Raw genomic sequence first — 24,828 nt, 5'->3', positions numbered from 1 at the left:
AATTCATGTTTCAACAGTCACGGGCGTTAAAAATAGTCGTCCACAAAAGTCTCGACAACTTGAACGCTGCTGCTGGATCCCCGCCTTCGCGGGGACCCAGGCCACCCTATCAGCCCCCCCTGCTCAGCACAGCGAAACTAGCTGGCGTAGAGATAAGCCTCGACGTCCATGCCGGCATCACGCATCTGCGCCAGCTTGTAACGCAGGGTGCGCGGGCTGATGCCCAGGCGTTCGGCGGCCTCCTTGCGGCGGCCGCGCTCGGCACGCAGGGTATCGATGATCACCTGGAACTCGCGGCGGCGCAGGTCTTCGCCCAGCGCGCCGGCATCCACCGCCCCCGGCGCCTCGACCGCCTGCGGCGAGGCCGCCGGTGCACTGGGCACCACCGCCAGACGCGGCGCCGGGGCCTGCACCGCCTGGCCGATGGGCGCATGCAGGCACAGGTCCTGCGGCTGGATCACGCCGCCCTGCTGGAGGATCAAGGCGCGCTGGATGGCGTTGTCCAGCTCGCGCACGTTGCCCGGCCACTGGTGATGCAGCAGGCTCTGCGCGGCGGCCTCGGACAGGCGCACGGGGGACTGATTCATTTTTTTGACGTGCTTGGCCAGCAATCGCTCGGCCAGCGGCAGGATATCGGCGGGCCGCTCACGCAGCGGTCGCCAGGCCAGGGGGAAGACCGACAGGCGATAGTAGAGGTCCTCGCGGAAGCGGCCGGCCGCGACCTCGCCGGCCAGGTCGCGGTTGCTGGTGGCCAGCACGCGAATATCCAGGCTGATCGGTTTACGCGCGCCGACCCGCTCCACTTCACGTTCCTGCAACACGCGCAGCAGCTTGGCCTGCAGGCCCAGGGGCATCTCGGAAATCTCGTCGAGCAGGATGGTGCCGCCGTCGGCCAGCTCGAACTTGCCCGGCTGCGCCGTCACCGCGCCGGTGAAGGCGCCCTTCTCGTGACCAAAGAGCGTGGCCTCGAGCATGTTGTCGGGAATCGCCGCGCAGTTGATGGCGATGAACGGGCCACCGGCACGCGGCGACTGCTGGTGGATATAGCGCGCCAGCACCTCCTTGCCGGTGCCGGACTCGCCGGTGATCATCACCGTCGAATCGCTCTGCGCCACCCGCGCAGCCAGCTCCAGCAGCTGCAGACTGGCTGGCTCCAGCGCCACCGGGCCGTCGCGGTCGCCCGCGCTCAACCGGCCCAGGGCATGTCGCGCCACCAGCTCCAGCAGGGTACGCGGCTCGAACGGCTTGACCAGGTAATCGGCGGCGCCCTGGCGGATCGCATCCACCGCCCGCTCCACCGCGCCGAAGGCGGTCATCAGCAGCACCGGCAACTGCGGGTAGCGGCCGCGGATCTGCGCCAGCAACTGATGACCGTCCATGCCCGGCATATTGACGTCGCTGACCACCAGGCCGAACGGCTCCTCGCCCAGGGCGACCAGCGCCGCTTCGGCGCAATCCACCGCGCGGTAGTCATGCCCCCCGAGACACAGGGTATCGGCCAGGGCTTCGCGCAGGGCGCGGTCGTCTTCGACCAACAGAACTTTGGCAGCCATGGGGATCACTCCTGATTCATTCTGGGCGCCACATCAAGCAGCGGCAGGGAAAGGATGGCGCAGGTGCCGCGAGCGACCCGCGAATGCAGCAGCAGCTGACCCTGGTGGGCGCGCGCCACGGCCTTGACTACCGCCAGGCCGAGGCCGGTGCCGGTGGTCTTAGTGGTAAAGAAGGGTTCGCCCAGGCGCGCCAGGGTGGCGGCATCCATCCCCGGGCCGTTGTCGCTGATGCACAGGCGCAGCTGATTGTCGCGGCGATACAGGTGGACCTTCAGCCGCGCCTCGCGCCCGCCCGCCTGGATGGCGTTGTCGATCAGGTTGAGCAGGGTGCCGACCAGGGTGTCGCGGTTGCACAGCAGCTCGCCGGCGCGAACGTCGCACTGCCAACGCACCGTCATGCCGGTCACATGGGGTTCGGCGGCGGCACGCAGGGCGGCGAACAGCGCCTGCGGGCCGAGGCGATCCGGCAACGGCAGCTCGCCGCGGGCGAAGATCAGCATGTCGCGCACCTGGTTCTCCAGCTCGTGCAGGCGCTCCTTGAGACGCCCGGCGAAGCGCTGCTGCTGCTCGGCCGGCAGCACCTGCTCGTTGAGGTGGCTGGCGTAGAGCAAGGCGGCGGACAGCGGCGTGCGAATCTGATGGGCCAGGGATGCGACCATGCGCCCCAGGGCGGAGAGGCGTTCGTGGCGCGACAGCTGATCCTGCAGGCGACGGGTTTCCGTCAGGTCGGTAAGCAGCACCAGCTGCCCCGGCTCGCCATGCAGCGAGCGGGTGGCGATGGACAGGCGACGGCCGTCCTTCATGGAGATCTCATGGCCGTCGTCCTCGCGCGGGGCGAAGTTGCGCGCGATCACCTGGCGCCAGAGCATGCCGACCAGGGGCTGGCCAAGCAACGCGCGCGCTACCGGGTTGGCCTCGCGCACCACACCCTGGCCGTCGATCACTATGACGCCGCCCGGCAGCAGGTCCAGCAGGCTCTGCAGGCGATGGGCCAGACGCTCCTTCTCCGCCAGCTCCTGCATGCGCTGGGCGCTGACCAGCGCCAACTGCCCCTTCAGTTCACTGACGCGAGCCTCAAGCAGGCTGTAGGACTCGCTGAGCTGATTGGACATCTGGTTGAACAGGGCGAAAGCCTGCTCCAGACCGGCACGACTGGCTTGCTCGAGCGGCGCCGAAGGGCTCGACTCGACTGGCTCGGAGGGGCGAACGCTTGCTTTCATCTTCTTCTCTCGCACAACGCACCGTCAGAAGACGGTCAGGTGAGAGAGGTTTAGCAATCCCCGTGCCTACTTTTTTAGCTTTATTTTTCAATCACTTGAAAAATAAAGCCGGAGGCTGCGTCAAAGCTCCGGCTTTATCGATCGAGTATCCGCCAGTGGCGGACGGATCAGTGGCGAGTCAATCCTCGTCCTGACCCTCCTCTTCACGACGGCTCATGCCGTACTTGCGCATCTTCTCCACCAGGGTGGTGCGGCGGATACGCAGACGCTCGGCAGCACGCGCCACCACGCCGCCGGCGTCGTCCAGCGCCTGCTGGATCAGGCCCTGCTCCAGATTGCCCAGGTAGTCCTTCAGGTCCAGGCCCTCGGGCGGCAGCATGGCCGGGGTGTCCAGACCCGGCAGACCGGCCATGATCGCCGCACGCTCCTCCAACTCGTCGCGCAGGCTGGCGGCCAGCTGCTCGTCCTCGTCGTCGACGTGACGGAACTTCTTCGGCAGCTCGCCGACGCCGATCACCCCATAGGGATGCATGATCGCCATGCGCTCGACCAGGTTGGCCAGCTCGCGTACGTTGCCCGCCCAGTCGTGGCGACACAGCGACATGATGGCCGCCGAGTTGAAACGGATCGAGCCGCGCTTCTCGTGCTCCATGCGCGAGATCAGCTCGTTCATCAGCAGCGGGATGTCCTCGATACGCTCGCGCAGCGGCGCCATTTCGATGGGGAAGACGTTGAGACGGTAGTACAGATCCTCGCGGAAGCTGCCGTCCTCGATCATCTTCTCCAGGTTCTTGTGGGTGGCGGCGATGATGCGCACGTCGGCGGTCTGCGTCTTGTTGCTGCCGACCCGCTCGAAGGTGCGTTCCTGCAGTACGCGCAGCAGCTTGACCTGCATCGGCAGCGGCATGTCGCCGATCTCGTCGAGGAACAGGGTGCCGCCATTGGCCAGCTCGAAGCGCCCTGCCCGGCTGGTGATGGCGCCGGTGAAGGCACCCTTCTCGTGACCGAACAGCTCGCTCTCCAGCAACTCGGCGGGAATCGCACCGCAGTTGACCGGCACGAACGGCGCTTCGCGGCGCTTGGAGTGATAGTGCAGGTTGCGCGCCACCACCTCCTTGCCGGTGCCGGACTCGCCGAGGATCAGCACGCTGGCCTCGGTGTCGGCCACCTGTTGCATCATCTGCCGCACCTGCTGAATCGCGCGACTGGTGCCGACCAGGCTGCGAAACAGGTTGGGCTCGCGCTGCCGACCGCGGTCGCGGGCCTGGTCGTACATTTCGCGATAGACCTGGGCGCGGTGCAGCGAATCGAGCAGCTTGTTGTAGCTCAGCGGGGTTTCCAGGCTGGCCAGCACGCGCCGACGAAGGTCCTCCGGCCAGTCGCCAGCCGCGGTCTCACCGATCGTCAGCAGCGGCAGGAACTCGTCCCACCCGACTATCTGCTTGGTCAGCTCGAGCGCACCGCCCTTGGACTCGACCTCGCCCAGCAACACGCTGAGTATGTCGCGACTGGAACTCAGCGCGGCGACCGCGTCCCGCCAGTTCTGGCTGCTACAGGCGAGGTGCTCTTCCCCGAGGAAATTCAGAATGATCGCCAACTCGTGGCGGCGCGCGGCATTGTCGTCAATCAACAGGATTTTGGTTTCACGCCACATCTTGTGTTTGTCTGACTCGAGGAGTGAAGGAAATTGCACGCCAGTTCCTCGGCGCACACCGGCAATTGGCCACTAGTAAAGTCAATATTTTGGATACAGTCAATTTTATGGCGTAATTTTTTTGCCCGCCTATGACCATAGCTAAGCAGTTGTTCGCACAACCGGGTAGTGGCAACCGATAAAAAGAGGCAGAAAGGGGAAAACATAAAGAGGGAAACCGAGCCAAACCTGGCGGCTAAGCTCGGGAAATTGCGGCCAAATCAGCCGAAAAGCTGGTAAACCTTGGCGCCTTGGCGAGACTGATTGAGCTGTACCAACTCGCCGGCCAGGCGCTGCTGCTCGGCCTGACAAACGGTCACCAGCTCACGGTAGAGCGCCAGCAGGTTTTCCATGCTGCCGCGCAGCTGATCTTCATCACGACTCTCGACCATGGCCGCATCGACCGCCATGCGGCATTGCAGGTCCAGTTCGCCAATGGCCGCCCAGTCCTGCTTGGCCAGGGCGTCGCGCAGTGCCGTGCCGGTTTCCTGCAAACGCTGCACAGTAGCATTCATAACCTTCTCCTCCGAAGCCACGCCCTTACTGGGCGATGGCATCCCAACCGGATTTGACCTCGCGCAGCAGCGCGGCCACTTCTTCGAGCAACGCCGGCTCGTTGTTGCGATTGGCCTGCAGCAGTCGCCCGGTCATGTATTCGTAGAGACTATCCAGATTCGCCGCCAGCTCGCCACCCTGACGGTGATCCAGTGCCTCGCGCAGACCACCGACGATGGCGATGCTCTTGCTGATCAACTCGCCCTTCAGCTCCGTCTGCCCGCGCTCCATGGCGCCGCGTGCCTGGGCGATGCGGGTCAGGCCGCCTTCCATCAGCATCTGAATCAGGCGATGGGGACTAGCCTCGAAGGCCTGGGCTTGAGTATTGACGGTCTGGTACTGCTGGAGGGCCGCCATTGCATTCATCGTCGCTCTCGCTCTGCTGTTTGGCTGATATCTTGGGTATCGGCTCTGGCCAGCAAAGCTTTAGGCGAAATTAACTCGCCGATGCGGGCTCCACCTCGGGGCCGATGGCGTCCCAGGCCTCCTTGATCTGGCTCAACAAGGCCTGCACCTCGTCCAGACTGCGCGGCGTATCGTCCAACGCCACGCCGGCCAGGCGCCGGGTCATATAGTCGTACAAGGCGTCCAGGTTCTCGGCAATTTCGCCGCCCAGTTCCTTGTCCAGCCCGGCCTGCAAAGCACCAATGATGGACAGCGTACTGCCGACGGCCAGGCCGCGAACTTCCGGATTACCCTCAAGCTGAGCATGGCGGGCCAGGGACAGGCGCTCCAGGGCGCCCTGCAGCAATAGCTGGACGATACGGTAGGGGCTGACGTCCTGCGCAGTGTTGACCGTTTTGTAGGTGTCGATTGGATTGCTCATGACTTATCAGCTGTCCTTTTTCACGAAACCGGGCAGGCTTGCCAGCGATTGCGTCAGGCGATCGCTGGTCTGGTTCAGCTGACCGACCAACATATCCATCGCGTTGAACTGCGCATACAGACGAGCCTGAACCTTGTCGATGCGCAGGTTGAGGTTTTCCTTCTGCTTGTCGATATCCTTGATGGTGCTCTGCAGGCCGTTCATGCGCTGCTCGAGCACGCCGCCAGTCTTGATAAAGCCGTCGATGCTCTTGTCCAGGCGCTGCATCAGGCCGCTTTCGCCAGCAAAGAAGGCGCCCACCGCCTCGAAGTTGCCCTCGACAGCGACTTTGAGCTTATCGGCGTCGACTTTGAGGGTACCGTCTTTCTCGGTGACGATCCCCAGGTCGGCCAGCACGCGCAGATCACCTTGACCATTTACTGGGTTGACCAGCTGGTTGCGCACGGCGCTCAGCACGTTGCGCACAGTGGCGTCACCGACCAGGCCGCCGGCCACAGGCGGCTTGCCGTCCCCGACGGAAACCACGCTGGTCAGCTGATTGCTGGTCTTGATCAGCTTGTTGTAGGCCTCGACGAACTTGTTCACCGCATCGGTGACGCCGGTGGAGTTCTGGCCGACGCTGACCGTCAGCGGCTTATTGGCTTCCGTCTTGGTCAGCAGTTCAAGGGTCACCTCCGGTATGGCGCCGGTCACGCTATTGCTCGCACTGGTCAGCGCCAGGCCGTCGATGCTGAACTGCGCATCCGCCGCCTGGGTGATGTAACCGGCACTGGCAGGATCAGTCGAGTTCAGGGCCTGAGTGCCGTCCACGTCGAGCGCCGCGAGGCTGCCGCTGCCGGTGACGATCACATCCTCGCCGGCGCCGGTCTTGGTGGAGCTGTACACCAGGCGCGACTCGCCGGTCCCCGGGTTACCGACGATGTTGACGCTGATGCCCTTGTCCTTCAGCGCCGCATTGAGCTGGTCACGGGTGCTGGCCAGATCGGAACCGGCGGCGATTCTGACCTCGGTGCCAGCATCGTCGACACCAAGCTTGACTGTGAAGACTTCCTCGCCTGCACCGCTGCTGAAGCCACTGCCCACCGTGGCGCTGGCCACCTTGCTGGCGGTAGCCAAGCGCCCCACCTCTATCTGGTAGGTTCCTGGCAGTGCATTCTTGGTGGCGGATAAGGTCAAGGCACTGGTGTCGGACGAGGAAGCCGTGCGCTTCTCGAACAACGAGAAGTCGCTCAAGGCCTTGAGCGCCGTCTGGAACTCGCTGAGCGCGCTCTTGAGCTGGCCCAGGGCGGAGAACTTGGTGGTGGTGCTCTTCTCCAGACGCGCCAGCTGCGCTTCCTTGGGGGCCTTCTCCGCATTGACCATCGCCTTGACGATGCTGTCGATATCAATACCGGAACCAACGCCTGTTATACCCACCATGTTGAACACCTCGTCACTCTGTTGACGCTTACCGCCGAATAACCCATGCCAATCAAGAACCGGGCCAGTTACGCCTCGGCCTTGAACAGCAGGCTGCGAACCTCGTCCAGGCTCTCGGCCAGGCGCAAGGCATCTTCCGAAGGAATCTGCCGAATGACCTCGCCAGAAACGCTGTCGGTCACCTTGACCACCACCCTGCCGGTGGAATCGTCCAGGGAGAAATTCAGGTTGCGCTGAATGCTCTGGGCGAACTCCTGAATGCTGGAGACCGCCGCCTCCATAGGCGCACGCGCCTGAGCCGGCGACTGTACCGGTAACTGCCGGTTCCCGCCCGCGTCACTCGAGATCTGCGGCTGACGCAGCAGCTCGCCGCGGGCGCGTGCAGCACCGCCGGACACCGGAACCCCTTTGATCGAATCGATATCCATGAGCTCACCTCACATGGCAAAACGGGGAGTAGCGCCTGGCACTACTCCCCGAAACTCAAACTAGCTGGCTTTTTAGCTTAGCGCAGCAGGCTGAGCACGGCCTGCGGCAGCTGGTTGGCCTGGGCCAGGATCGCGGTACCGGCCTGCTGCAGCACCTGATTCTTGCTCAGGTTGGCAGTTTCGGCGGCGAAGTCGGTGTCTTGGATACGGCCACGAGCGGCAGAAGCGTTCTCGCCGATGTTCTGCAGGTTGGCGATGGTATTCTCGAAGCGGTTCTGTACCGCACCGAGGTCGGCGCGCTGGGAGTCGATCGACTTGAGCGCGTTGTCGATTACCAACACCGCCTTCTGGGCACCTTCGGCAGTGGTGATGTCAATATCGTCCACGCCATCGGTAGTGAAAGCAGCGTCGGCCGTAGCGGTTACGGTACCCTCAGTCACACCGGTAGGATCGGTTGCATTGTCGGTGAGAACGAGGGTGGTCAGGGTGTTACCGCCATCGGCAGCCTGAGTCGACACGATGTTGATGCTGTTGTCGGCTTGAACGAAGGCACCCAGCCCGGCGTTGGCGTCGTTGATCGCGGCGGCGATTTTCTGGTTGACAGCCGTCACATCGTCGCTGGCATTGATCGACGCGCTGACGTTGAAGGTACCACTTTCGGTAGTGATGGCAATGTCCACCACACCGTCAGTTTGTGGCGCGCCTACAGCAGTCGCGGTAAGAGTCTGCTCAAAATAGTTACCCTCCAGCGAACTCGAGCTCATCTCGCTAATGCCGACGCTGATCATCTCGTTGGCAGCGGCGCCAACCTGGAAGCTGGTAGTGCCAAAGGAGCCATCGAGCAGCTTGCGACCACCAAAGGTGGTGGTATTGCTGATACGGTCCAGTTCCTTGGTCAGCTGAGCCACCTCGGCGTTCAGGGCGCTACGTTCGGAGTCGCTGTTGGAACCGTTGGCCGACTGCAGGGACAGATCACGCATACGCTGCAGGATATTGGTCGACTGCTGCAGGGCACCTTCGGCGGTCTGCGCCAGGGAGATACCGTCGTTGGCGTTACGTACCGCAACACCCAGGCCATTGACCTGGCTGGTCAGACGGTTGGCGATCTGCAGGCCGGCGGCATCGTCCTTGGCGGAGTTGATGCGCGAGCCGGTGGACAGGCGCTGCAGGGAAGTATCCAGCGCCTTGGACGAGGTGTTCAGGTTGCGCTGAGTGTTCAGGGACGCAATGTTGGTATTGACGGTAAGGGCCATGGTGTTGCCTCCAATGGGCTGGTACTCAGATGAGCCGGGTGCTGCGAGCGCTTGGGCGGTCGCCTTGCTCAGGCACCCAGTTACTTCGCATTCGTGATTTGTATCGGCGTTATCGGTGATGGCTTTAGGCTTTTTTCGAGTTTTTTGTGGATTTTTTTTTATTTTTTAAAACAGCTGGTTATGGTGATTTCCGGATCGAAGCATAGGGTTCGCCAAAGGGTTGTCGGGTTGGATGGCGATTTGGCGACTGTAGCGGCCCGGGAAAACCCTGAAACAGTCGAGCGCAGGCGGGACAGCAGCTCTATCGCTGAACGGCGCTTGCGCTGGCCCGAAGGGAAATAATCCAGAGCCGGCGTAGCTCCTGGGCTCCCGCCTTCGCGGGAGTGACGGCGAATGGCTTTTTTCCTAGCCGTGCAACGCTTTGCGGCTTAAGCCGCTCCTACGCCCAGCACAGAACCCCATCAGCGCAGCTGGTTGAACAGGTTGAGTCCGGCGATCTTCACGTAGCTCTGCTGCGCTGCCTCGAGGATCACCGACTGGAAGGCCAGGCGCGACAGGGCCTCGGCGTAGTCCAGTTCGCGCAGCTCGGCCTGCACCGCCTTGTTGACCAAAGTGACGTCCTCGTTGTCGGTCAGCGAGCTTTCCACTACGTTGAGCCGCGCGCCGATCTGCCCGCGCACCTGGTCCAGGGCCACCATGTTGTTGTCCAGATTGGTGAGTCCCAAGGCCACGGCATCGCGTACCTGGCGATTGCCCTCAGCAGTAGTGGGCGCGTCTTCCAACGCCTGGCGCAGAGTCGCAATGGTGTTGAGGATGCCAACCTTGTTGGCAGGCGCGGTAGCCGGGTTGGTATCCGGCGGCTGCACGGTGAAGCTTGAACCGGCAGGCGGTACGCCGTTGACATGGAAGGCCACGCCGCCGTACTGCACCAGGCTGTCCTGCCCTTCCACCAGGCGTCGGCTGACCGGCACGCCATCCACCCCGTTACCGTCCACCGGGGTCAGGGTATAGGCCAGCGGATCGGCGGGATCGTTGAAGTCCAGGCGAATGCCGCCGGCGGGAAAGTTGGCAAACGCCACTTCGTCGTCCACCAGCGCACCGCTGACGATGGGCGCGGCCGGCGCCGCCGGATTGCCGCCGATACTCAGGCGCGCGGCATTGCGACCACTGTCGAAGATCGCCCGACCGCTGTCGCTGATCGGCAGCTCCAAGGAGCTTGCGATCTGCAGTTTGCGCTGGCCATCGTCGCCCTGGTACAGATAGCTACCATCGGCCGTGCGCAGATAGGGCTGGGTCTTGCCCTGGAAGCCGGCGAACAGGTATTCGCCACGGGCATTGCGGGTGTTCATCAGCGCCAGCAGTTCGTCTTCGCGCTGGCCCAGCTCGGCGGCGATGGCCTGTCGCCCGGCCTGATCGAGCCCACCATTGCCCGCCTGCACGGTCAGCTCGCGCACCCGCTGCAAGATGGTGTTGACCGAATTGAGAGTGACCTCCTCCTGAGTCAGGCTGTTCTTCGCCGCCGTCAGGTTGGACTGGTATTGGCTCAGCACCGACTGCTGCTGCTCCAGCTGCAGCAGGCGCACCGAAGCCACCGGGTCGTCCGCCGGGGTGAGAATGCGGTTGCCGGTACTGATCTGCTCCTGGGTACGGATGGCATTGGCGTAGTTGCGCTGCAGGCCGGAAACCCCGTTGTTGAATGCCTGGATGGTAGAGATGCGCATGCTTGAGCCTCTTGATGCGACCGTCGAGCATTGACGGATTCGTAGGGTGCGCCTTGCGCACCTACGGATTATCTAAATGAACTGATCAGGGTATCGAACAAAGAGCGGGCAACTTGAATGATTTGCGCCGAGGCGTTGTAGTACTGCTCGAACTTGATCAGGTTGGCCGCTTCTTCGTCCAGGTTGACCCCCGACAGCGAATCGCGGTTGTCGGTGGCCTGCTTGAGAATCGCCGTGGTCGCCTCGCCATCCAGCCGCGCCTGAGCGGTCAGGGTGCCAACCCGTTCGACCAGATCGCCGTAGCCATCGGCGAAACTCACACCGGTACTTCCTGGCGCGGCGGGATCGACGCCGATGGTCGCCTTCGATTGCAGATCGGCCAGTTTCAGCGCGTTGCGGTTGTCGGATACGCCATTGGCATTGAAGGCAACGGCGAAGGTGTCGCCCTGCTGCGGCCGGCCGCTGAGGGTCAGGCGCAGGGTGCTGCCATCGGCCAGCTGCAGTTCGTAGCTATTGGTCTGCCCGGGCTGAAAGGTGGCCGGTGCGGCCGGCGTACCATCGGCGTTGATACGGGTCAGGGTGGTGCCAGCCGGCACGGTGAAATCACCGGCGGCCTCGTCGTAGGTCAGGGTTACCGGCAGAGCGCCGGTCAGGCTGCCCAGATTCAGCACGGACTGCAGGTCGGGCTGGCTAATGGCGCCGGTGCCGCGGTTTTGCAGGTTGGACTCGGCCCGCACCGGCGCGGCAAAGGCCAACTGGTCGGGCTGATCGAGCACGACAGCAATGTCGCCGGCGCCGCGACGGGTCGGCTGCAGCAGGAAGATGTCACCTGCCGCCGGCGCTGGCGTACCGACGTCGATGGTGAAGCCCTGGTCACGACCATTGCTGTCGCTGAAACTGAGCGTGCCGGGCGGATTCTCGGTCACGCTCATCATCGCGTTGTCGCTAAGGCGGCGCGCCGTGTAGTTGGTGCCGTCGAACTCCAGGCGGTAGTCGCTGGCGGTGAGCAGGCTGGTGTCGCCTATATTGAGCAAGGGCTGGGCATTGCTGCTATTGCTACTGAAAACGCGTACACGCAGTGCCGCCAACGCCGGATCGTTGAAGTCACCGAATAGCGCGCTCCCCACCTGCCCCTTGAGGTCGAGGCCCTGGCCAAGCTGACTGTTGACCTGATCGCTGACGGCCAGGGCCAGACGGCCGAGACTGTTGAAGGTGGAGTCCAGTACCTCCTGGCGATAGCGGATCAAGCCGCCCAGCTCGCCGCCGCTGAGCTGGGTGGTAATGGTCTGGCGCGAGTTGCCGCTGACGAACTGAACCTCGAAGCGCGTGGGATCACCCTGCCCCGGCCCGACCTCCAGGCGGCTGGCGGTAGCGCCCACCACCAGCGGCTGGCCACTGCCGATAAACAGGTTGTAGCTGCTATCGTCCTGCGGCACCACGGTGACGCCGACGTAGGTGGACAGCTGGCGCACCGCCTCGTCGCGGGCATCGAGCAGGTCGTTGGGCTGCTGGCCGTTGGCCGCCGCGACGGCGATGGCGTTGTTCAGGCTGGCGACGCTGGTGGCCAGACGGTTGACCTGGTCGCTGACCGCCACCATCTGCTTGTTGAGAAAGTTGTTCTGCTCATTGAGCCGTTCGTAAACGGTATTGAAGCGCCGCGAGAGGCCCTCGGCCTCGGACAGCACCAGTTGCCGCGCCGGGATATTGGCCGGATCCTCTGCCGCGGTCTGCAACGCGGCGAAGAAGGATTGCAGCGAGGGGGTGATGCCGGTGGTGGAGCCGGCCAGCAAGGAGTCGAGCTGATCGATTTGGCTCTTGTAGGCCGCCACGTCGCTGGCCAGCGCCGTGCTGGAACGCAACTGGCTGGTAAGAAACTCGCTGTAGCTGCGGCGGATGTCCACCAGGCTGGTACCCGAGCCGATATAGCCGGCGCCGCTGAACTGCGGAATGCGCGTGGCCTGCACCGCATCCTGGCGGGTATAGCCCGGTGTATTGATATTGGTGATGTTATGACCGGTGACGCTGAGCTGGGTCTTGCTGGCGGCAAGCCCGGACAGGCCAATACTGAGTAGGTCAGCCATGGTTCAGCCTCAAGTCCTTGTGGTGGCGCTATCGGCAGCCGCCACGGCCTGGTAGGTCTGCATCTTGCGGGCGATCTGGGCGATCTTGCGCGCATAGTTGGGGTCGGTGGCGTAGCCGGCCTCTTGCAGTTCCTTGACGAAACGCTCCGGATTCTCGGTGGCGTTCAGCGCTTTTTCGTAGCGCCCGTTGCTCTGCAGGAAGCTGACGTAGTCGTCGAAGCTCTGCGCGTAGGAGTCGTAGGCGCGGAAGCTGGCCGCTTCCCTGACCGCCTTGCCGCCCTTGTACTCGGTGGTCAGCACCCGCGCCGACTCGCCGTCCCAGCTGTTGTGGCTCTTGATGCCGAACAGGTTGTGGCTGCTCTCGCCGTCGCGGGTGCGGATGATCGACTTGCCCCAGCCGGTCTCCAGCGCGGCCTGGGCCACCAGGTAGCGCGGGTCGACGCCGATCTTCTCGGCCGCCGCCTCGGCCATCGGCAGCATGGTGGCGACGAACTCCTGCGGCGAGGCGAACGCGGCCTTGCCCGGCGCCAGCGGCGGCTGGGCGATACGCCGGCCGCTGATGGCATCGCTGTTGTTCAGGCTCAGGCCATCGGCCTTGGGCGCGGCGAAGCTTTGTGCGGGAATCCAGTCGCCGCCGGCCAGGGCCTTGCCCTCGCCTTCCCCGGCAGACGGCACGATACCGGCCAGCAGGCGATCGGCCAGTTTGCCCGGCACCGCCAGACGGCGGCGGTTGAGCAGCGCCACCTCGTCGCGGAAGCCTTCGCTACTGGCCACTTTTTCGCTCTCGGCTGCGCTCGCCTTGCTCAGCGGTTGCTCGATCTGGGCGAAGGGATTGGGCCGGCTGGAGGGCTGCTTGAGCTTGGACATCTGCCGCACCAGCACATCGGCCAGGCCGATGCCGCGCCCTTCCTTGGCCAGGGTCACCGACAGCTGCTGGTCGTGCATGTCCTGGTAGGTCTTGCTCTCGTTGCTGTTGAGGAAATTGCCCTCGCCGAACGCCTCGCCGGCCGAACGCATGGCCTTGAGCATCTCGTTCATGAACAGCGACTCGAATTCCTCGGCGACCTTGCGGATGTTCTGTTCGCTGTCGCCGCCCACCTTGAACTGGTTGAGGCGGTTCAGGTCGGTGAAGGCGCCGCTGTCGATGGGGCTCTTGCCGTTGCCGAGCAGGCCTGCAGAGATTCTGGAATCCATGGCGCTGTCCTCAGATCACGATCAGGTCGGCCTGGAGAGCGCCGGCTTGCTTGAGCGCCTCGAGGATGGCCATCAGGTCGGAGGGCGCCGCGCCCACCTGGTTCACCGCACGCACGATCTCGTCGAGGCTGGTGCCGGGGCCGAACTTGAACATCGGCTTGGCCTCCTGCTCGGCATCCACCCGCGAACGCGGCACCACGGCGGTCTGGCCGCCGGAGAAGGCCTCGGGCTGGCTGACGATGGGATCCTCGGTGATGGTCACGGTCAGGCTGCCGTGGGTCACCGCCGCCGGCTGCACGCGCACGTTCTGGCCGATGACGATGGTGCCGGTGCGCGAGTTGATAATGACCTTGGCCACCGCCTGGCCGGCCTGCACTTCGAGGTTCTCCAGGATCGACAGGTAGTCGACGCGCTGGTTGGGGTCGAGCGGCGCGCTGACGCGGATCGAGCCGCCGTCGATGGCCTGGGCCACGCCCGGGCCGAGCAGGTCGTTGATCTGGTCGACGATGTTCTTCGCCGTGGTGAAATCCGGGCGGTTGAGGTTGAGGGTCAGGCTGTTGCCCTGATCGAAACCGCTGGGCACCGGCCGCTCCACCGTGGCGCCGCCGGGAATGCGCCCGGCCGAAGGCACGTTGACGGTAATCCGCGAGCCGTCGCCGCCCTCGGCGTCGAAGCCGCCGACCACCAGGTTGCCCTGGGCGATGGCGTAGACGTTGCCGTCGATGCCCTTGAGCGGGGTCATCAGCAGGCTGCCGCCGCGCAGGCTCTTGGCGTTGCCGATGGAGGAAATGGTGATGTCGATGGTCTGCCCCGGCTTGGCGAACGCTGGCAGGTCGGCATGCACCGACACCGCGGCGACGTTCTTCAGCTGCACGTTGCCGCCCGGCGGCACCTTGATGCCGAACTGCGCCAGCATGTTGTTGAAGGTCTGCACGGTGAAGGGGGTCTGGGTGGTCTGGTCGCCGCTGCCGTTGAGGCCCACCACCAGGCCGTAGCCGATCAACTGGTTGCTGCGCACGCCCTGGATCGAGGCCAGGTCCTTGAGCCGTTCGGCCTGGGTCGGCAGGCTCAGCAGCAGGCACGCCAGCATGGTCGCCAGCAGCAGCCAGTCGTTGGCGCCGCGGCGGCGATAGCCGCGATGGGCGGCGGCGAATTGCCGGCGGCAGGAGCTTGCCTGCAGCGGCCGCGCCTGGGTCGCGGGAAGCAGAGCGCGCAGCGGCGAGCCCGACTCGCGTACCGGAACGACGTTGAACGCCTGACGAGCGGAGCTCGCGCCTAGGGGAGTCAGCCAGGATTTCATGGATACAGCCTCGCTCAGAACGGCCACATCGGGCTGAGGAAGAAGCGGCTCAACCAGCCCGGCTGGCTGGCGTCGGCGAAGGCGCCGGTGCCGGAATAGGTGATACGCGCATCGGCCACCCGGGTCGAGGCCACGGTGTTGTCGGTGGCGATGTCGTCGGCGCGGACCAGCCCCGAGATGCGCACCAGCTCGTCGCCGGTATTGAGGGTCATCCACTTCTCGCCACGCACGGCGAGGATGCCATTGGGCAGTACCTCGGCGACGGTGACGGTGATCGAGCCGGACAGGCTATTGCTCTGCCCCGCCTGACTGGCCCCACTGGCGTCGCGCGAACCGGAGAACTCGGTGTCCAGGGTCATGCGGCCACCGGTGAGCGGGTTGGTCGCCGACACGCCACCGCCGAACAGGGCACCCATGCTCATGTTGGCGCTGCTGTCCTTCTCTATGTCGCTGTTGGCGTTCTTGCTGGCCTGGGTGCGCTCGTTGAGGGTGATGGTGATGATGTCGCCGACGCGGAACGCCTTGCGGTCGTCGTACAGGCCGTTCTCGAAGCCGGCCTGGTAGATCGAGCCGTTGTTCTGCGCCGCCGGCAGCGGCGTGCGCGGCAACACCGGGGCGTAATAGGGATCGTCCGGCTTGGCTGTCGGCGCCACGCAACCGCTGCCGAGCAGCAGGCCAGCCAACAGGGGGAAACAGAGTATTTGCCGGTTCATGACCACTACCTCGCGGCGTTCACAACTAAATCAAGAAGGGATCAGAGGTTCTGCGTCACGAAGGACAGCATCTGATCGGCGGTGGAAATCACCTTGGAGTTCATTTCGTAGGCGCGCTGGGTGGTGATCATGTTCACCAGCTCCTCCACCACGCTGACGTTGGAGTTCTCCAGGGTGTTCTGCAGAGTGGTGCCCAGGCCGTTGAGGCCCGGGTTGCCGACCTGCGGCGCGCCGCTGGAGCCGGTCTCCAGGAACAGGTTGTTGCCGATGGCTTCGAGGCCGGCCGGGTTGACGAAGTCGGCCAGCTGGATGTTGCCGATGATCTGCGGCTGGGCGTTGCCGGCGGTGGTCACCGACACGGTGCCGTCCTCGCCGACGGTGAAGGTGCGCACCTCGCCCGGCAGGACGATGGCCGGCTCCAGGGCGAAGCCGCTGGAGGTGACGATCTGGCCGTCGGAGTCGAGGTGGAAGCTGCCGTCGCGGGTGTAGGAGACGGTGCCGTCGGGCTGCAGGACCTGGAAGAAGCCGCGGCCGTTGATCGCCAGGTCCAGCGGCTGCTCGGTGGTCTGCAGACTGCCGGCGGTGAAGATCTTCTGCGTGCCGACCACGCGCACCCCGGTGCCCAGCTGCAGGCCGGAGGGCAGTTCGCTGTCCTGGCTGGACTGGCCGCCCGGCTGGCGGCGGATCTGGTACAGCAGGTCCTCGAACTCGGCGCGATCGCGCTTGAAGCCGGTGGTAGAGACGTTGGCCAGGTTGTTGGAAATGGTGGTCAGGTTCATGTCCTGGGCGGACAAACCGGTCTTGCTGACCCACAGTGCCGGAAGCATATCGACTCTCCTCGGACGCCAGATTCATGGCGCCGCGTGCTGATAATTAGCTAATTTGCAAAACCCGCGCCATGGACGAGGCGTTGTCCTCGGCGGTGCGCATCATCTTCACTTGCAGCTCGAACTGGCGTGACAGCGAGAGGATCGCGGTCATCTCCTCGACGGCGTTGACGTTGCTCGACTCGAGAAAGCCGGAGGTCACCTGCACCAGGGCATCGGCCGGCGCCGCGGCCTGGCCCTTGACCCGGATCAGGCCGTCGCTGCCCTTCTCCAGCGACCTGGGATCGGGGTTGACCAGCTTGATGCGGTCGACCTCGGCCAGCACGTTGGGGTCCTCGCCTAGGGCGCGAATGCTGATGGTGCCGTCCTGGCCGATCTCCACCTTCTGCTCTGGCGGCACGGCAATCGGCCCGGCATTGCCGATGACCGGCAAACCGTTGCCGGTGCGCAGCATGCCGAGGGCGTCGATGTTCAGGCTGGCGGTGCGCACGTAGGCCTCGCTGCCGTCGGGCGCCTGCACGGCGATCCAGCCCTTGCCGCCGACCGCCACGTCCAGATCGCGGCCGGTTTCCTGCAGCGAGCCGGGACGAAAGTCGGTGGCCGGGCGCTCGCTCATGGCGTAGACGCGCGCCGGGTAGCTGTCGCCGAACAGCGGCATGGAGCGCGCCTGCTCGAAGTCGCGACGGAAACCCGAAGTGGAGACGTTGGCCAGGTTGTTGGCGTGCGCGCGCTGCGCCAGGGTGTTGTTGTGCGCGCCGGTCATGGAGACGTACAGCAGCTTGTCCATGGTGATTCTCCGAGAGGGCCTGTTGCCCGTGGCTCTTTGCAAGCTATTCAGCAAGCGCCGTGCCAGATTCGAAAAGATCACTCAAGCATCTGATTTAAAAGGCTTTATCAAAACAGAACGGCAATCCGGAGAACGCCGGCGGCGAGAGTTTGCCGGCGCCGGAACGGCAAAGCGGCAAGCCAGGCTTGCCGCTTTGCCGGAGCAGGTTTCATCAACGCAGGTTGATGATGGTCTGGGTGATGGCGCTTTCGGTCTCGATGGTCTTGGCGTTGGCCTGGTAGTTGCGCTGGGCGACGATCAGGTTGACCAGCTGATCGGACAGCTCGACGTTGGAGTCCTCCAGGGCGCCGGACTGCAGCGCGCCCAGAGTGCCGGCGCGCGGCGTACCGACCACCGGCTCGCCGGACTCGAAGGACTGCACCCAGGCGGTCTTGCCCACCGGCGTCAGGCCCTGCACGTTGGCGAAGTTGGCCAGTACCACCTGTCCCTGCACCTTGGACTGGCCGTTGGTGTAACGGGCGAAGATCACCCCGGTGTCGTCGATTTCCAGGCCGGCCAGCTGGCCGGTGGTATAGCCGTCCTGGCTGACGCTGTTGACCGCGAAGGAACTGGCGAACTGGGTCGACTGGCGCAGATCGATATTGACTCCCGTCGCGTTGGCCGTCGCCCCGTTCGGCCCCCACACCGGCGGCACCGAGTTGTCCGGCGCGGCCGGCACCCAGCTGCTCAGGTCGATGGTGCCGTCGGCGGCCACGGTGAAGCCGGTCGGCGTCGAGGCGATCAGCGCGGCCACGTCGAGCTGGCCGGCGGTGGTGAACTGCAGATCGACGCTGGACGGCGTGGTCAGGGTCGGATCGTCCGGATTGCGCCCGTCGATCAGCACGTTCATGGTCCAGCTGTTGGCCCCGGTCTTGACGAAGTACTGGGTGAAGACGTGGGCGTTGCCCTGAGTATCGTAGATGTTGGTCGAGGTGGACGAGTTGTAGCTGGTCGGATCGGTCGGGTCGAACGGCACGGTGGTCGGCACGGTATTGTTCGAGTTGAGGTTGAAGGTCTGATCCAGGTTGGCGGTGGCGCGCGGCTCCTGGTTGGTGGTCTGGATACGAATGTCGTTGACCACGCCGTTTTGCAGGTTGCCGTTGGCATCGACCGAGTAGCCCTGCAGGCGATAGCCGAAGTTGTTCACCATGAAACCGTCGCGGTCGGTGCCGAAGTAACCGGCGCGGGTGTAGCTGATCTCGCCGTTGTTGCTGGTGACGAAGAAGCCGTTGCCGTTGATCGCCAGATCCAGGGCGTTCTGCGTGTAATTGATGTTGCCCTGGTTGAACTGCTGCGAGATGTCGCCGAGCAGCACCCCGCTGCCCTGCGGGTTGGAGCCGGACCCCAGCACCGAGGCGGCATAGACATCGGCGAATTCGGCGCGCGACTGCTTGAAGCCGGCGGTGCCGGCGTTGGCGATGTTATTGCCGGTGACATTGAGATCCTTGGTCGCGGCGCGCAGGCCGCTGAGACCAATATTGAACGACATGGAGGACTCCTTTGCCGGAACTGCCGGCGGCAATAGTTATTGGCCGATGACTTGCACTTGGGAAATCGGAACGCTGCCGAGGCCGGCGAGGTTGAGCATCAGCTCGCTGCCGCCCAGGGTGACGCTGTCGACGTTGGCCGGCAGCAGGGTGTACAGGCCCTTGGTCTCGTCGCCGTAGGTGGCCTGCGCCTCGAACTTGTAGGTGCCGGGCGGCATCAGCTTGCCGCTGGAATCCTTGCCGTCCCAGATGAAGCTGACGTTGCCGGCAGCCTGCTCGCCCAGGTTGATGCGCGTGACCACCGAGCCGGCGCTGTCGTAGACGTTGACGTAGACGTTGCTGCTGCTGACCGGCAGCACCGTGCTGGCCTTGAAGCTCTCGCTGGTGTCGACCACCGCCTTCTCGCTCGGCACTATGACCTTGCGCCCGACCAGCGACGAGGCCTGCAGCGCCTGCGACGATTGATAGCCGGAGAGCAGCGACTCCATGCTGGTATTGAGCTTCTCGATGCCCTCGACCTGGCTGAACTGCGCCAGCTGGGCGATGAACTCGCCGTTGCCTTGCGGCTCCAGCGGGTTCTGGTTGTTCAACTGGGCCACCAGCAGGTTGAGGAACTCGTTCTTGCCGAGTTCCTTGTTCTGCGTGGTGTCCTGCTTGATCTGGTACTGATCCAGTACCGAACTGGTGCCGCTGACTGTGCTCATGCCTGACTCCCTTTCGCTGACTTACTGACCCAGGGTCAGCACGCGCTGCAGCATCTGTTTGGCGGTATTCATCATTTCCACGTTGGTCTGGAAGGCGCGACTGGCGGAAATCATGTCGGCCATCTCCTCGACCACGTTGACGTTGGGGTAGTACACGTAGCCGCCGGCGTCCGCCGCCGGATGATCCGGCTCGTAGCGCGGCATCAGGCTGCTCTGATCCTCGACCACGCCGAGCACCTGCACGCCACGGCCGGCCTCGTCCTGCTCGGCGAACAGCGAACCGCGGTCGCCGCCCTGGGCCTGCTGGAACACGGTGGCGAACACCGGATGGCGGGCGCGGTAGGTCTGGTCGATGCTCGAGGACACCGTTTCGGCGTTGGCGATGTTGCTGGAGATGGTATTGAGGCGCGTGCTCTGCGCGCTCATGCCGGTTCCGGCGATATTGAAGACACTGGCAAGGGACATGGTCGCGCTCCTTATTCGCCGCGCAGGGCGCTGGTCAGCCCTTTGAACTTGCTGTTGAGGAAGGTGAAGCTGGCCTGAAAGTGCACCGAGTTCTCGGCGTAGTTCGACTGCTCCATCTGCAGGTCGACGGTGTTCTGGTCCAGCGAGGCATGCAGCGGCGTGCGATAGGCCAGCTCGGCCTGGCCGGTGGCGATGCCCTCGGCGCCGATATGGCGGCCGTCGGTGCGCGCCAGGGCGACGTTGCCGCGCTGCTGCTTGGCGCTCTGCGCGGCCAGCACGCTGGCGAAGTCGAGATCGCGCGCCTTGTAGTTGGGGGTATCGGCGTTGGCGATGTTGTTGGCCAACACCTCGGCACGCTGGGCGCGGAAGCCGAGTGCCTGTTCGTGGATACCGAGGGCCTTGCCGAAATTGATGCTCATGCTCTGCAACCTTTGCCGCTGGGGCAGTCTGGTCTTTCCTGCCAGACATTCAGCAAAGCTTGTGCCAACTAATAAATCACTTATAAATCAGCCATTTAAACAAATAACGGGACAACGCAAGCGGCAAAGCGGCAAGCCCTTACCGCCCATAGGCAAGCGAGCGGCAAAGGCCGTTCGACTGTTTGCCGCCCGGCGGTGATGCCGGGGAGCGGCCTCGATCACCAATGGACAGATCGAATGGCGCCCGCGAAAACCGAGTAGCCCGGATGCGATTGCCGGCCAGGGAAGCCCCCCCGGGCTGCCTTCGGGCCACGGAAGGCTCAGGAGAGTGGAAGTCGCCGCTGACGCGCCTCCCACGGGGTGCCGCCTCGGCGCAACGGGGTCCGGACAACGTACAGGCGAGATCCCCAGGCCAGGAAACGCAAACGGGAGGCCAAGGCCTCCCGTTCTGCTCCACTGAGGGCGACCGCGCCACTACTTGGCCTTATAGATGATGCCCGGACTGCACTGCACCATCTGGTACTTCTCGGGCAGGCCGTTGAGCGCCTCGGACGCGCCGAGGAACAGGTAGCCGCCCGGCTTGAGCGTGGCATGGATGCGCGTGAGGATGTCCTTCTTCACCTCGGCGGAAAAGTAGATCAGCACGTTGCGGCAGAAAACGATGTCGAACTTGCCCAGCGCCGCGTAGCTGTCCAGCAGGTTGAGCGGGCGAAACTCGACGCGGTTCTTGATCGGCGCCTTGACCTGCCAGCGACCCGGCCCCTTGGGGTCGAAATAACGCTGCAGGCGCTCCTGGGCCAGGCCGCGGCCCATGGCCAGGCTGTCGTACTCGCCGGACTTGCAGTTGGCCAGCATCGACGGCGACAGGTCGGTGGCGACGATCTGCACCCCGCCCTTGAGCTGGCCGATATTGGTCCGTTCGAACTCGTCGATCGACATCGACAGCGAATAGGGCTCCTGCCCGGACGAACAGGCCGCCGACCAGATGCGCAGGCGCTGCGCCGGATAGGCCTTGATCAACTCCGGCAGCACCCGGTTCTTCAGCACCTCGAAGGGGTAGGTGTCGCGAAACCACAGGGTTTCGTTGGTGGTCATGGCATCGACCACCTGCTCGCGCAGGCCGCTGCGCGGCTGGTTCTGCATGCGCTGCACCAGCTCGCCCAGGGTCTTGATGCCGTTCTGTTCCATCAGCTTGTTCAGACGGCTGGAGACCAGGTACTGCTTGTTGCTGCCCAGCAGAATGCCGCAGGCCTTTTCCAGGAAAGTCCGGAACTGCTCGAAATCCAAATTACCTGAAGACACTAGTGCCGCCTCACCGACCATAACATTCGCCGAAGGTCACCCCTCAGCCCCCATCCGCCACGCGAATCCGCTCGACCACCCTAGAGGCCAGGTCGTCCGGCTTGAACTTGGCGAGGAAATCGTCCGCGCCGACCTTCTTCACCATCGCCTGGTTGAATACCCCGGACAGCGAAGTATGCAGGAGGATATGCAGCTTCTGCATGCGCGGATCGCTGCGAATCTCGGTGGTCAGGGTATAGCCGTCCATCTCCGGCATCTCGATGTCGGAAATCAGCATCAGCAACTCCTCGTCGGGGCGCTGGCCCTCGTCAGCCATCTGCTTGAGGTAATTGAGCGCCTCGCGGCCGTCGTTCAGCGCGGTGACCTCCACGCCCACGGTCTGCAGGCAGCGCGACACCTGTTTGCGCGCCACCGAGGAGTCGTCGACGATCAGCACGTGCTTGGTTACCGCACTGCTCTGCACCTGCTCGTCGATCACCCCGGCGGAGATCACCTCGGAGGTGGGCGCCACCTCGGCGAGAATCTTCTCCACGTCGATGATCTCCACCAGCTGCTGGTCGAGGCGGGTCACCGCGGTCAGGTAGTGATCGCGCCCGGCGCCCTTGGGTGGCGGATGGATCTCCTCCCAGTTCATGTTGACGATGCGCTCCACCGAGCGCACCAGGAAGCCCTGCACCTTGGTGTTGTACTCGGTGATGATCACGAAGCTGGTCTTGAGGTCTTCAAGGGCCGCCCGCCCGGTGGCGATGGACAGGTCGAGAATCGGGATGGTGCCGCCGCGGATATTGGCCACCCCGCGCACCACCGGGCTGGACTTGGGCATGATGGTGAGGTTGGGGCACTGCAGCACCTCCTTCACCTTGAACACGTTGATGCCATACAGCTGCGGGCCTTCCAGGCGGAACAGCAGCAACTCCAAGCGGTTCTGCCCTACCAGTTGGGTGCGCTGGTTAACCGAATCCATCAACCCGGCCATGCCCGGACTCCTTATCGTCTAGTAACGCCAACCCCTTGCAGCCTAGCAGGCGGCACGGGGCTTGCTTTGCATTGGTCATGAAGCCAAGAACGTCATCATTCCGTCAGCTGCTGGCAAAGTGCCTGGGCGCCCTGCCCGTTTTACTCGCTTTGCCGGCGATCGGCTACAGCGGCAGCGCTGCGGCGGCCTTCACCAGTACCGACCAGCTTATCGGCGCCACCGAGGCCTTTCTTGAGCAGGCCGTAGTCGACCATTTACAGCGTAGCGAAATCCAGGGCCGCCATGAGATTCAGGTCAGTCGACTCGACCCGCGACTGCGCCTGCCTCTGTGCGACCAGCCTTTGACTACGCAGCTCGAGAGCCCGGCACAACCCATTGGGCGTGTCACCACGCGGGTACGCTGCGAAGGCAGCGCGCCCTGGACCGTGTTCGTGCCGGCCGAGGTGCGCCTGTTTCGCCAGGTGGCGGTGCTGACCCGCCCGCTCAAACGCATGAGTGTGGTCGGCGCCGCCGACCTGAGCATGGTCGAGCGCGACGTCGGCCAGCTCCGTCAGGGCTACCTGACCGATCCGGCCCAGGCGATCGGCAAGAAATTGACGCGCCAGCTGGGCAATAACCAGGTTCTGGCGCCGAACCACCTGCAGGTGGCTGAGGCGATCCGTCGCGGCGACCAGGTGGTGATCAGCGCCAGCAGCGGCACGATCAACGTGCGAATGCCCGGCGAAGCGCTCAGCGACGGTGCTCCCGGCCAGCAGATCAACGTGCGCAACCTGCGTTCGCAACGGGTGGTGCGCGCCCGCGTGATCGGCCCCGGACAAGTGCAAGTGGCCATGTAGGCATGTTTCTTGTAGCGCAACGGCAAGGCGATTTCCTACACTGTTTAACGACGCAGCGAAAATAGCCCTAAAGTTTTACCGGCAGCGGCCGAAAGCTTGGCAAGCGTCCACCATATCGTCCGAGGTTCTGCATCATGGTCATCGACTTCAACCGGCTGAACAATGCCAATACGCCCGCCAACGCGGGGCGTACCGGCGCGACTCAGGCTGGCAATCGCAACGAGCCGGCAACGCCGACTCAGGCGCCGGTCGCCGGCGGCGATGAGCAGAACACCGCCAAGACCGGCGAGCCGGTACAGCTGAGCCGCGAGGCGCAGCAGCTGCAGAAGATCGGCGAGAAGCTGCGCGACCAGCCAATCGTCAACAAGGAGCGCGTGGCCCAGCTGAAACAGGCGATTGCCGACGGCAGCTACCAGGTCGACAGTCAGCGCGTCGCCGAAAAACTGCTCAACTTCGAATCCCAGCGCTAGTCCCAGGGCTGCGCTGGGGGTGTTGGACGCCCGACCCCCAAGAGCCCGCCATGCACGACACTGCCCTGCTTGACCTGTTCACCACCGATATCGGCACCGCCGAGCAACTGCTTGAGCTGATCGATGCCGAATTCCAGGCCCTGACCGAGCGCGACCTGCCGCGCCTGGACAGCCTACTCAGCGACAAACAACCCCTGCTCGCCCTGCTCCAGCAGCACGGCGGCGAGCGCAGTCGCCTGCTCCTGGCCGCCGGCCTGAGCGCCGACCGCGACGGCCTCGGCGCACTGGCGGCAGGCTCCGCGCTGGGCGAACAGTTGCTGGCACGCAGCGAGGCGCTGTCCGCCCTGCTGCAGCGCTGCCAGGAGGCCAACCTGCGCAACGGCCGACTGATCCGCGCCAACCAGGCCTCGGTCGGCAGCATCCTCGGCATCCTCCGCGGCGGTGAGACGCCGGGGCTCTATGACAGCAGTGGCAGTGCGGCTAGAATCGCCCAGCAAAGGCCACTCAGCCAGGCCTGAGCCACCACAAGAAAAAGCACAGGGACACGCAGGCACTCTGCC

General features: G+C 64.3%; 25 protein-coding genes. 3 read left to right on the top strand and 22 right to left on the bottom strand.

The genetic code is table 11. From position 1 onward, the window contains the following. Nucleotides 1-137: 137 nt before the first annotated feature. The 22 genes from fleR to AC1G9C_RS09005 all read right to left on the bottom strand — a co-directional run bounded on the left by fleR (nt 138) and on the right by AC1G9C_RS09005 (nt 22,962). Nucleotides 138-1,553, bottom strand: coding sequence for a sigma-54-dependent response regulator transcription factor FleR (gene fleR, locus AC1G9C_RS09110; protein WP_480409994.1), 1,416 nt, complete (start codon nt 1,551-1,553; stop codon nt 138-140). A gap of 5 nt (nt 1,554-1,558) precedes the next feature. Then, nucleotides 1,559-2,773, bottom strand: a complete 1,215-nt coding sequence (locus AC1G9C_RS09105; RefSeq protein WP_480409993.1) for a sensor histidine kinase — start codon at nt 2,771-2,773, stop codon at nt 1,559-1,561. Nucleotides 2,774-2,951: 178 nt separating this feature from the next. Continuing rightward, nucleotides 2,952-4,427, bottom strand: a complete 1,476-nt coding sequence (locus AC1G9C_RS09100) for a sigma-54 dependent transcriptional regulator (RefSeq protein ID WP_480409992.1) — start codon at nt 4,425-4,427, stop codon at nt 2,952-2,954. A gap of 260 nt (nt 4,428-4,687) precedes the next feature. Continuing rightward, nucleotides 4,688-4,981, bottom strand: a complete 294-nt coding sequence (fliT, locus tag AC1G9C_RS09095) for a flagellar protein FliT (RefSeq protein ID WP_480409991.1) — start codon at nt 4,979-4,981, stop codon at nt 4,688-4,690. 25 nt (nt 4,982-5,006) lie between these two features. Then, entirely contained in the window at nt 5,007-5,387 is a 381-nt protein-coding gene (fliS, locus tag AC1G9C_RS09090) for a flagellar export chaperone FliS (RefSeq protein WP_397485118.1), read from the bottom strand. A gap of 70 nt (nt 5,388-5,457) precedes the next feature. Further along, entirely contained in the window at nt 5,458-5,847 is a 390-nt protein-coding gene (fliS, locus tag AC1G9C_RS09085) for a flagellar export chaperone FliS (RefSeq protein WP_480409990.1), read from the bottom strand. Between the two features lie 6 nt (nt 5,848-5,853). Beyond that, nucleotides 5,854-7,266, bottom strand: a complete 1,413-nt coding sequence (fliD, locus tag AC1G9C_RS09080; protein WP_122108652.1) for a flagellar filament capping protein FliD — start codon at nt 7,264-7,266, stop codon at nt 5,854-5,856. Nucleotides 7,267-7,334: 68 nt separating this feature from the next. Further along, nucleotides 7,335-7,694 carry a flagellar protein FlaG gene (locus AC1G9C_RS09075; protein WP_480409989.1) on the bottom strand — a complete coding sequence of 120 codons (360 nt, stop codon included), beginning with the start codon at nt 7,692-7,694 and terminating at the stop codon, nt 7,335-7,337. Between the two features lie 77 nt (nt 7,695-7,771). Continuing rightward, nucleotides 7,772-8,947, bottom strand: coding sequence for a flagellin (locus AC1G9C_RS09070; protein WP_480409988.1), 1,176 nt, complete (start codon nt 8,945-8,947; stop codon nt 7,772-7,774). 461 nt (nt 8,948-9,408) lie between these two features. After that, nucleotides 9,409-10,668 (bottom strand): flagellar hook-associated protein FlgL, encoded by a 1,260-nt coding sequence (flgL, locus tag AC1G9C_RS09065; RefSeq protein WP_480409987.1) that lies wholly within the window; start codon nt 10,666-10,668, stop codon nt 9,409-9,411. 68 nt (nt 10,669-10,736) lie between these two features. Continuing rightward, entirely contained in the window at nt 10,737-12,749 is a 2,013-nt protein-coding gene (gene flgK / locus AC1G9C_RS09060; protein WP_480409986.1) for a flagellar hook-associated protein FlgK, read from the bottom strand. A gap of 9 nt (nt 12,750-12,758) precedes the next feature. Further along, complete coding sequence (flgJ, locus tag AC1G9C_RS09055; RefSeq protein ID WP_480409985.1) at nt 12,759-13,943, bottom strand: flagellar assembly peptidoglycan hydrolase FlgJ; 1,185 nt, start codon at nt 13,941-13,943, stop codon at nt 12,759-12,761. A gap of 10 nt (nt 13,944-13,953) precedes the next feature. Further along, complete coding sequence (locus AC1G9C_RS09050; RefSeq protein WP_031303109.1) at nt 13,954-15,033, bottom strand: flagellar basal body P-ring protein FlgI; 1,080 nt, start codon at nt 15,031-15,033, stop codon at nt 13,954-13,956. A 224-nt stretch (nt 15,034-15,257) separates the two neighbouring features. Then, nucleotides 15,258-15,956, bottom strand: a complete 699-nt coding sequence (gene flgH / locus AC1G9C_RS09045) for a flagellar basal body L-ring protein FlgH (RefSeq protein ID WP_021443993.1) — start codon at nt 15,954-15,956, stop codon at nt 15,258-15,260. 41 nt (nt 15,957-15,997) lie between these two features. Then, nucleotides 15,998-16,783 (bottom strand): flagellar basal-body rod protein FlgG, encoded by a 786-nt coding sequence (flgG, locus tag AC1G9C_RS09040; protein ID WP_021443992.1) that lies wholly within the window; start codon nt 16,781-16,783, stop codon nt 15,998-16,000. Nucleotides 16,784-16,829: 46 nt separating this feature from the next. Continuing rightward, the gene (locus tag AC1G9C_RS09035) at nt 16,830-17,570 is read right to left on the bottom strand and encodes a flagellar basal body rod protein FlgF (protein ID WP_480409984.1); all 741 of its coding nucleotides are present in this window, start codon (nt 17,568-17,570) and stop codon (nt 16,830-16,832) included. A 211-nt stretch (nt 17,571-17,781) separates the two neighbouring features. Next, nucleotides 17,782-19,098, bottom strand: coding sequence for a flagellar hook protein FlgE (flgE, locus tag AC1G9C_RS09030; protein WP_021443990.1), 1,317 nt, complete (start codon nt 19,096-19,098; stop codon nt 17,782-17,784). Between the two features lie 36 nt (nt 19,099-19,134). Further along, on the bottom strand, nt 19,135-19,800 hold the full coding sequence (flgD, locus tag AC1G9C_RS09025) for a flagellar hook assembly protein FlgD (RefSeq protein WP_021443989.1): 666 nt from the start codon (nt 19,798-19,800) through the stop codon (nt 19,135-19,137). 21 nt (nt 19,801-19,821) lie between these two features. After that, nucleotides 19,822-20,265 (bottom strand): flagellar basal body rod protein FlgC, encoded by a 444-nt coding sequence (gene flgC / locus AC1G9C_RS09020; RefSeq protein ID WP_021443988.1) that lies wholly within the window; start codon nt 20,263-20,265, stop codon nt 19,822-19,824. A gap of 11 nt (nt 20,266-20,276) precedes the next feature. After that, a complete protein-coding gene (gene flgB, locus AC1G9C_RS09015; protein ID WP_122108429.1) occupies nt 20,277-20,684 on the bottom strand; it encodes a flagellar basal body rod protein FlgB in 408 nt (135 codons plus the stop codon). 474 nt (nt 20,685-21,158) lie between these two features. Beyond that, the gene (gene cheR / locus AC1G9C_RS09010; protein ID WP_122108430.1) at nt 21,159-21,986 is read right to left on the bottom strand and encodes a protein-glutamate O-methyltransferase CheR; all 828 of its coding nucleotides are present in this window, start codon (nt 21,984-21,986) and stop codon (nt 21,159-21,161) included. A 43-nt stretch (nt 21,987-22,029) separates the two neighbouring features. Then, complete coding sequence (locus tag AC1G9C_RS09005; protein ID WP_122108431.1) at nt 22,030-22,962, bottom strand: chemotaxis protein CheV; 933 nt, start codon at nt 22,960-22,962, stop codon at nt 22,030-22,032. A gap of 77 nt (nt 22,963-23,039) precedes the next feature. Here AC1G9C_RS09005 and flgA point away from each other — a divergent pair, with 77 nt between their 5' ends. The 3 genes from flgA (at nt 23,040) to AC1G9C_RS08990 (ending at nt 24,786) form a co-directional block, all read left to right on the top strand. Beyond that, the gene (flgA, locus tag AC1G9C_RS09000) at nt 23,040-23,798 is read left to right on the top strand and encodes a flagellar basal body P-ring formation chaperone FlgA (RefSeq protein ID WP_480409983.1); all 759 of its coding nucleotides are present in this window, start codon (nt 23,040-23,042) and stop codon (nt 23,796-23,798) included. A gap of 134 nt (nt 23,799-23,932) precedes the next feature. Then, the gene (gene flgM / locus AC1G9C_RS08995; protein ID WP_021443983.1) at nt 23,933-24,268 is read left to right on the top strand and encodes a flagellar biosynthesis anti-sigma factor FlgM; all 336 of its coding nucleotides are present in this window, start codon (nt 23,933-23,935) and stop codon (nt 24,266-24,268) included. A 50-nt stretch (nt 24,269-24,318) separates the two neighbouring features. Beyond that, nucleotides 24,319-24,786, top strand: a complete 468-nt coding sequence (locus AC1G9C_RS08990) for a flagella synthesis protein FlgN (RefSeq protein WP_122108433.1) — start codon at nt 24,319-24,321, stop codon at nt 24,784-24,786. The last annotated feature ends 42 nt before the right edge of the window (nt 24,787-24,828 follow it).

The organism is Pseudomonas sp. ABa2, from assembly GCF_056676075.1.
This window is presented reverse-complemented; position numbering and strand designations above follow the sequence as displayed.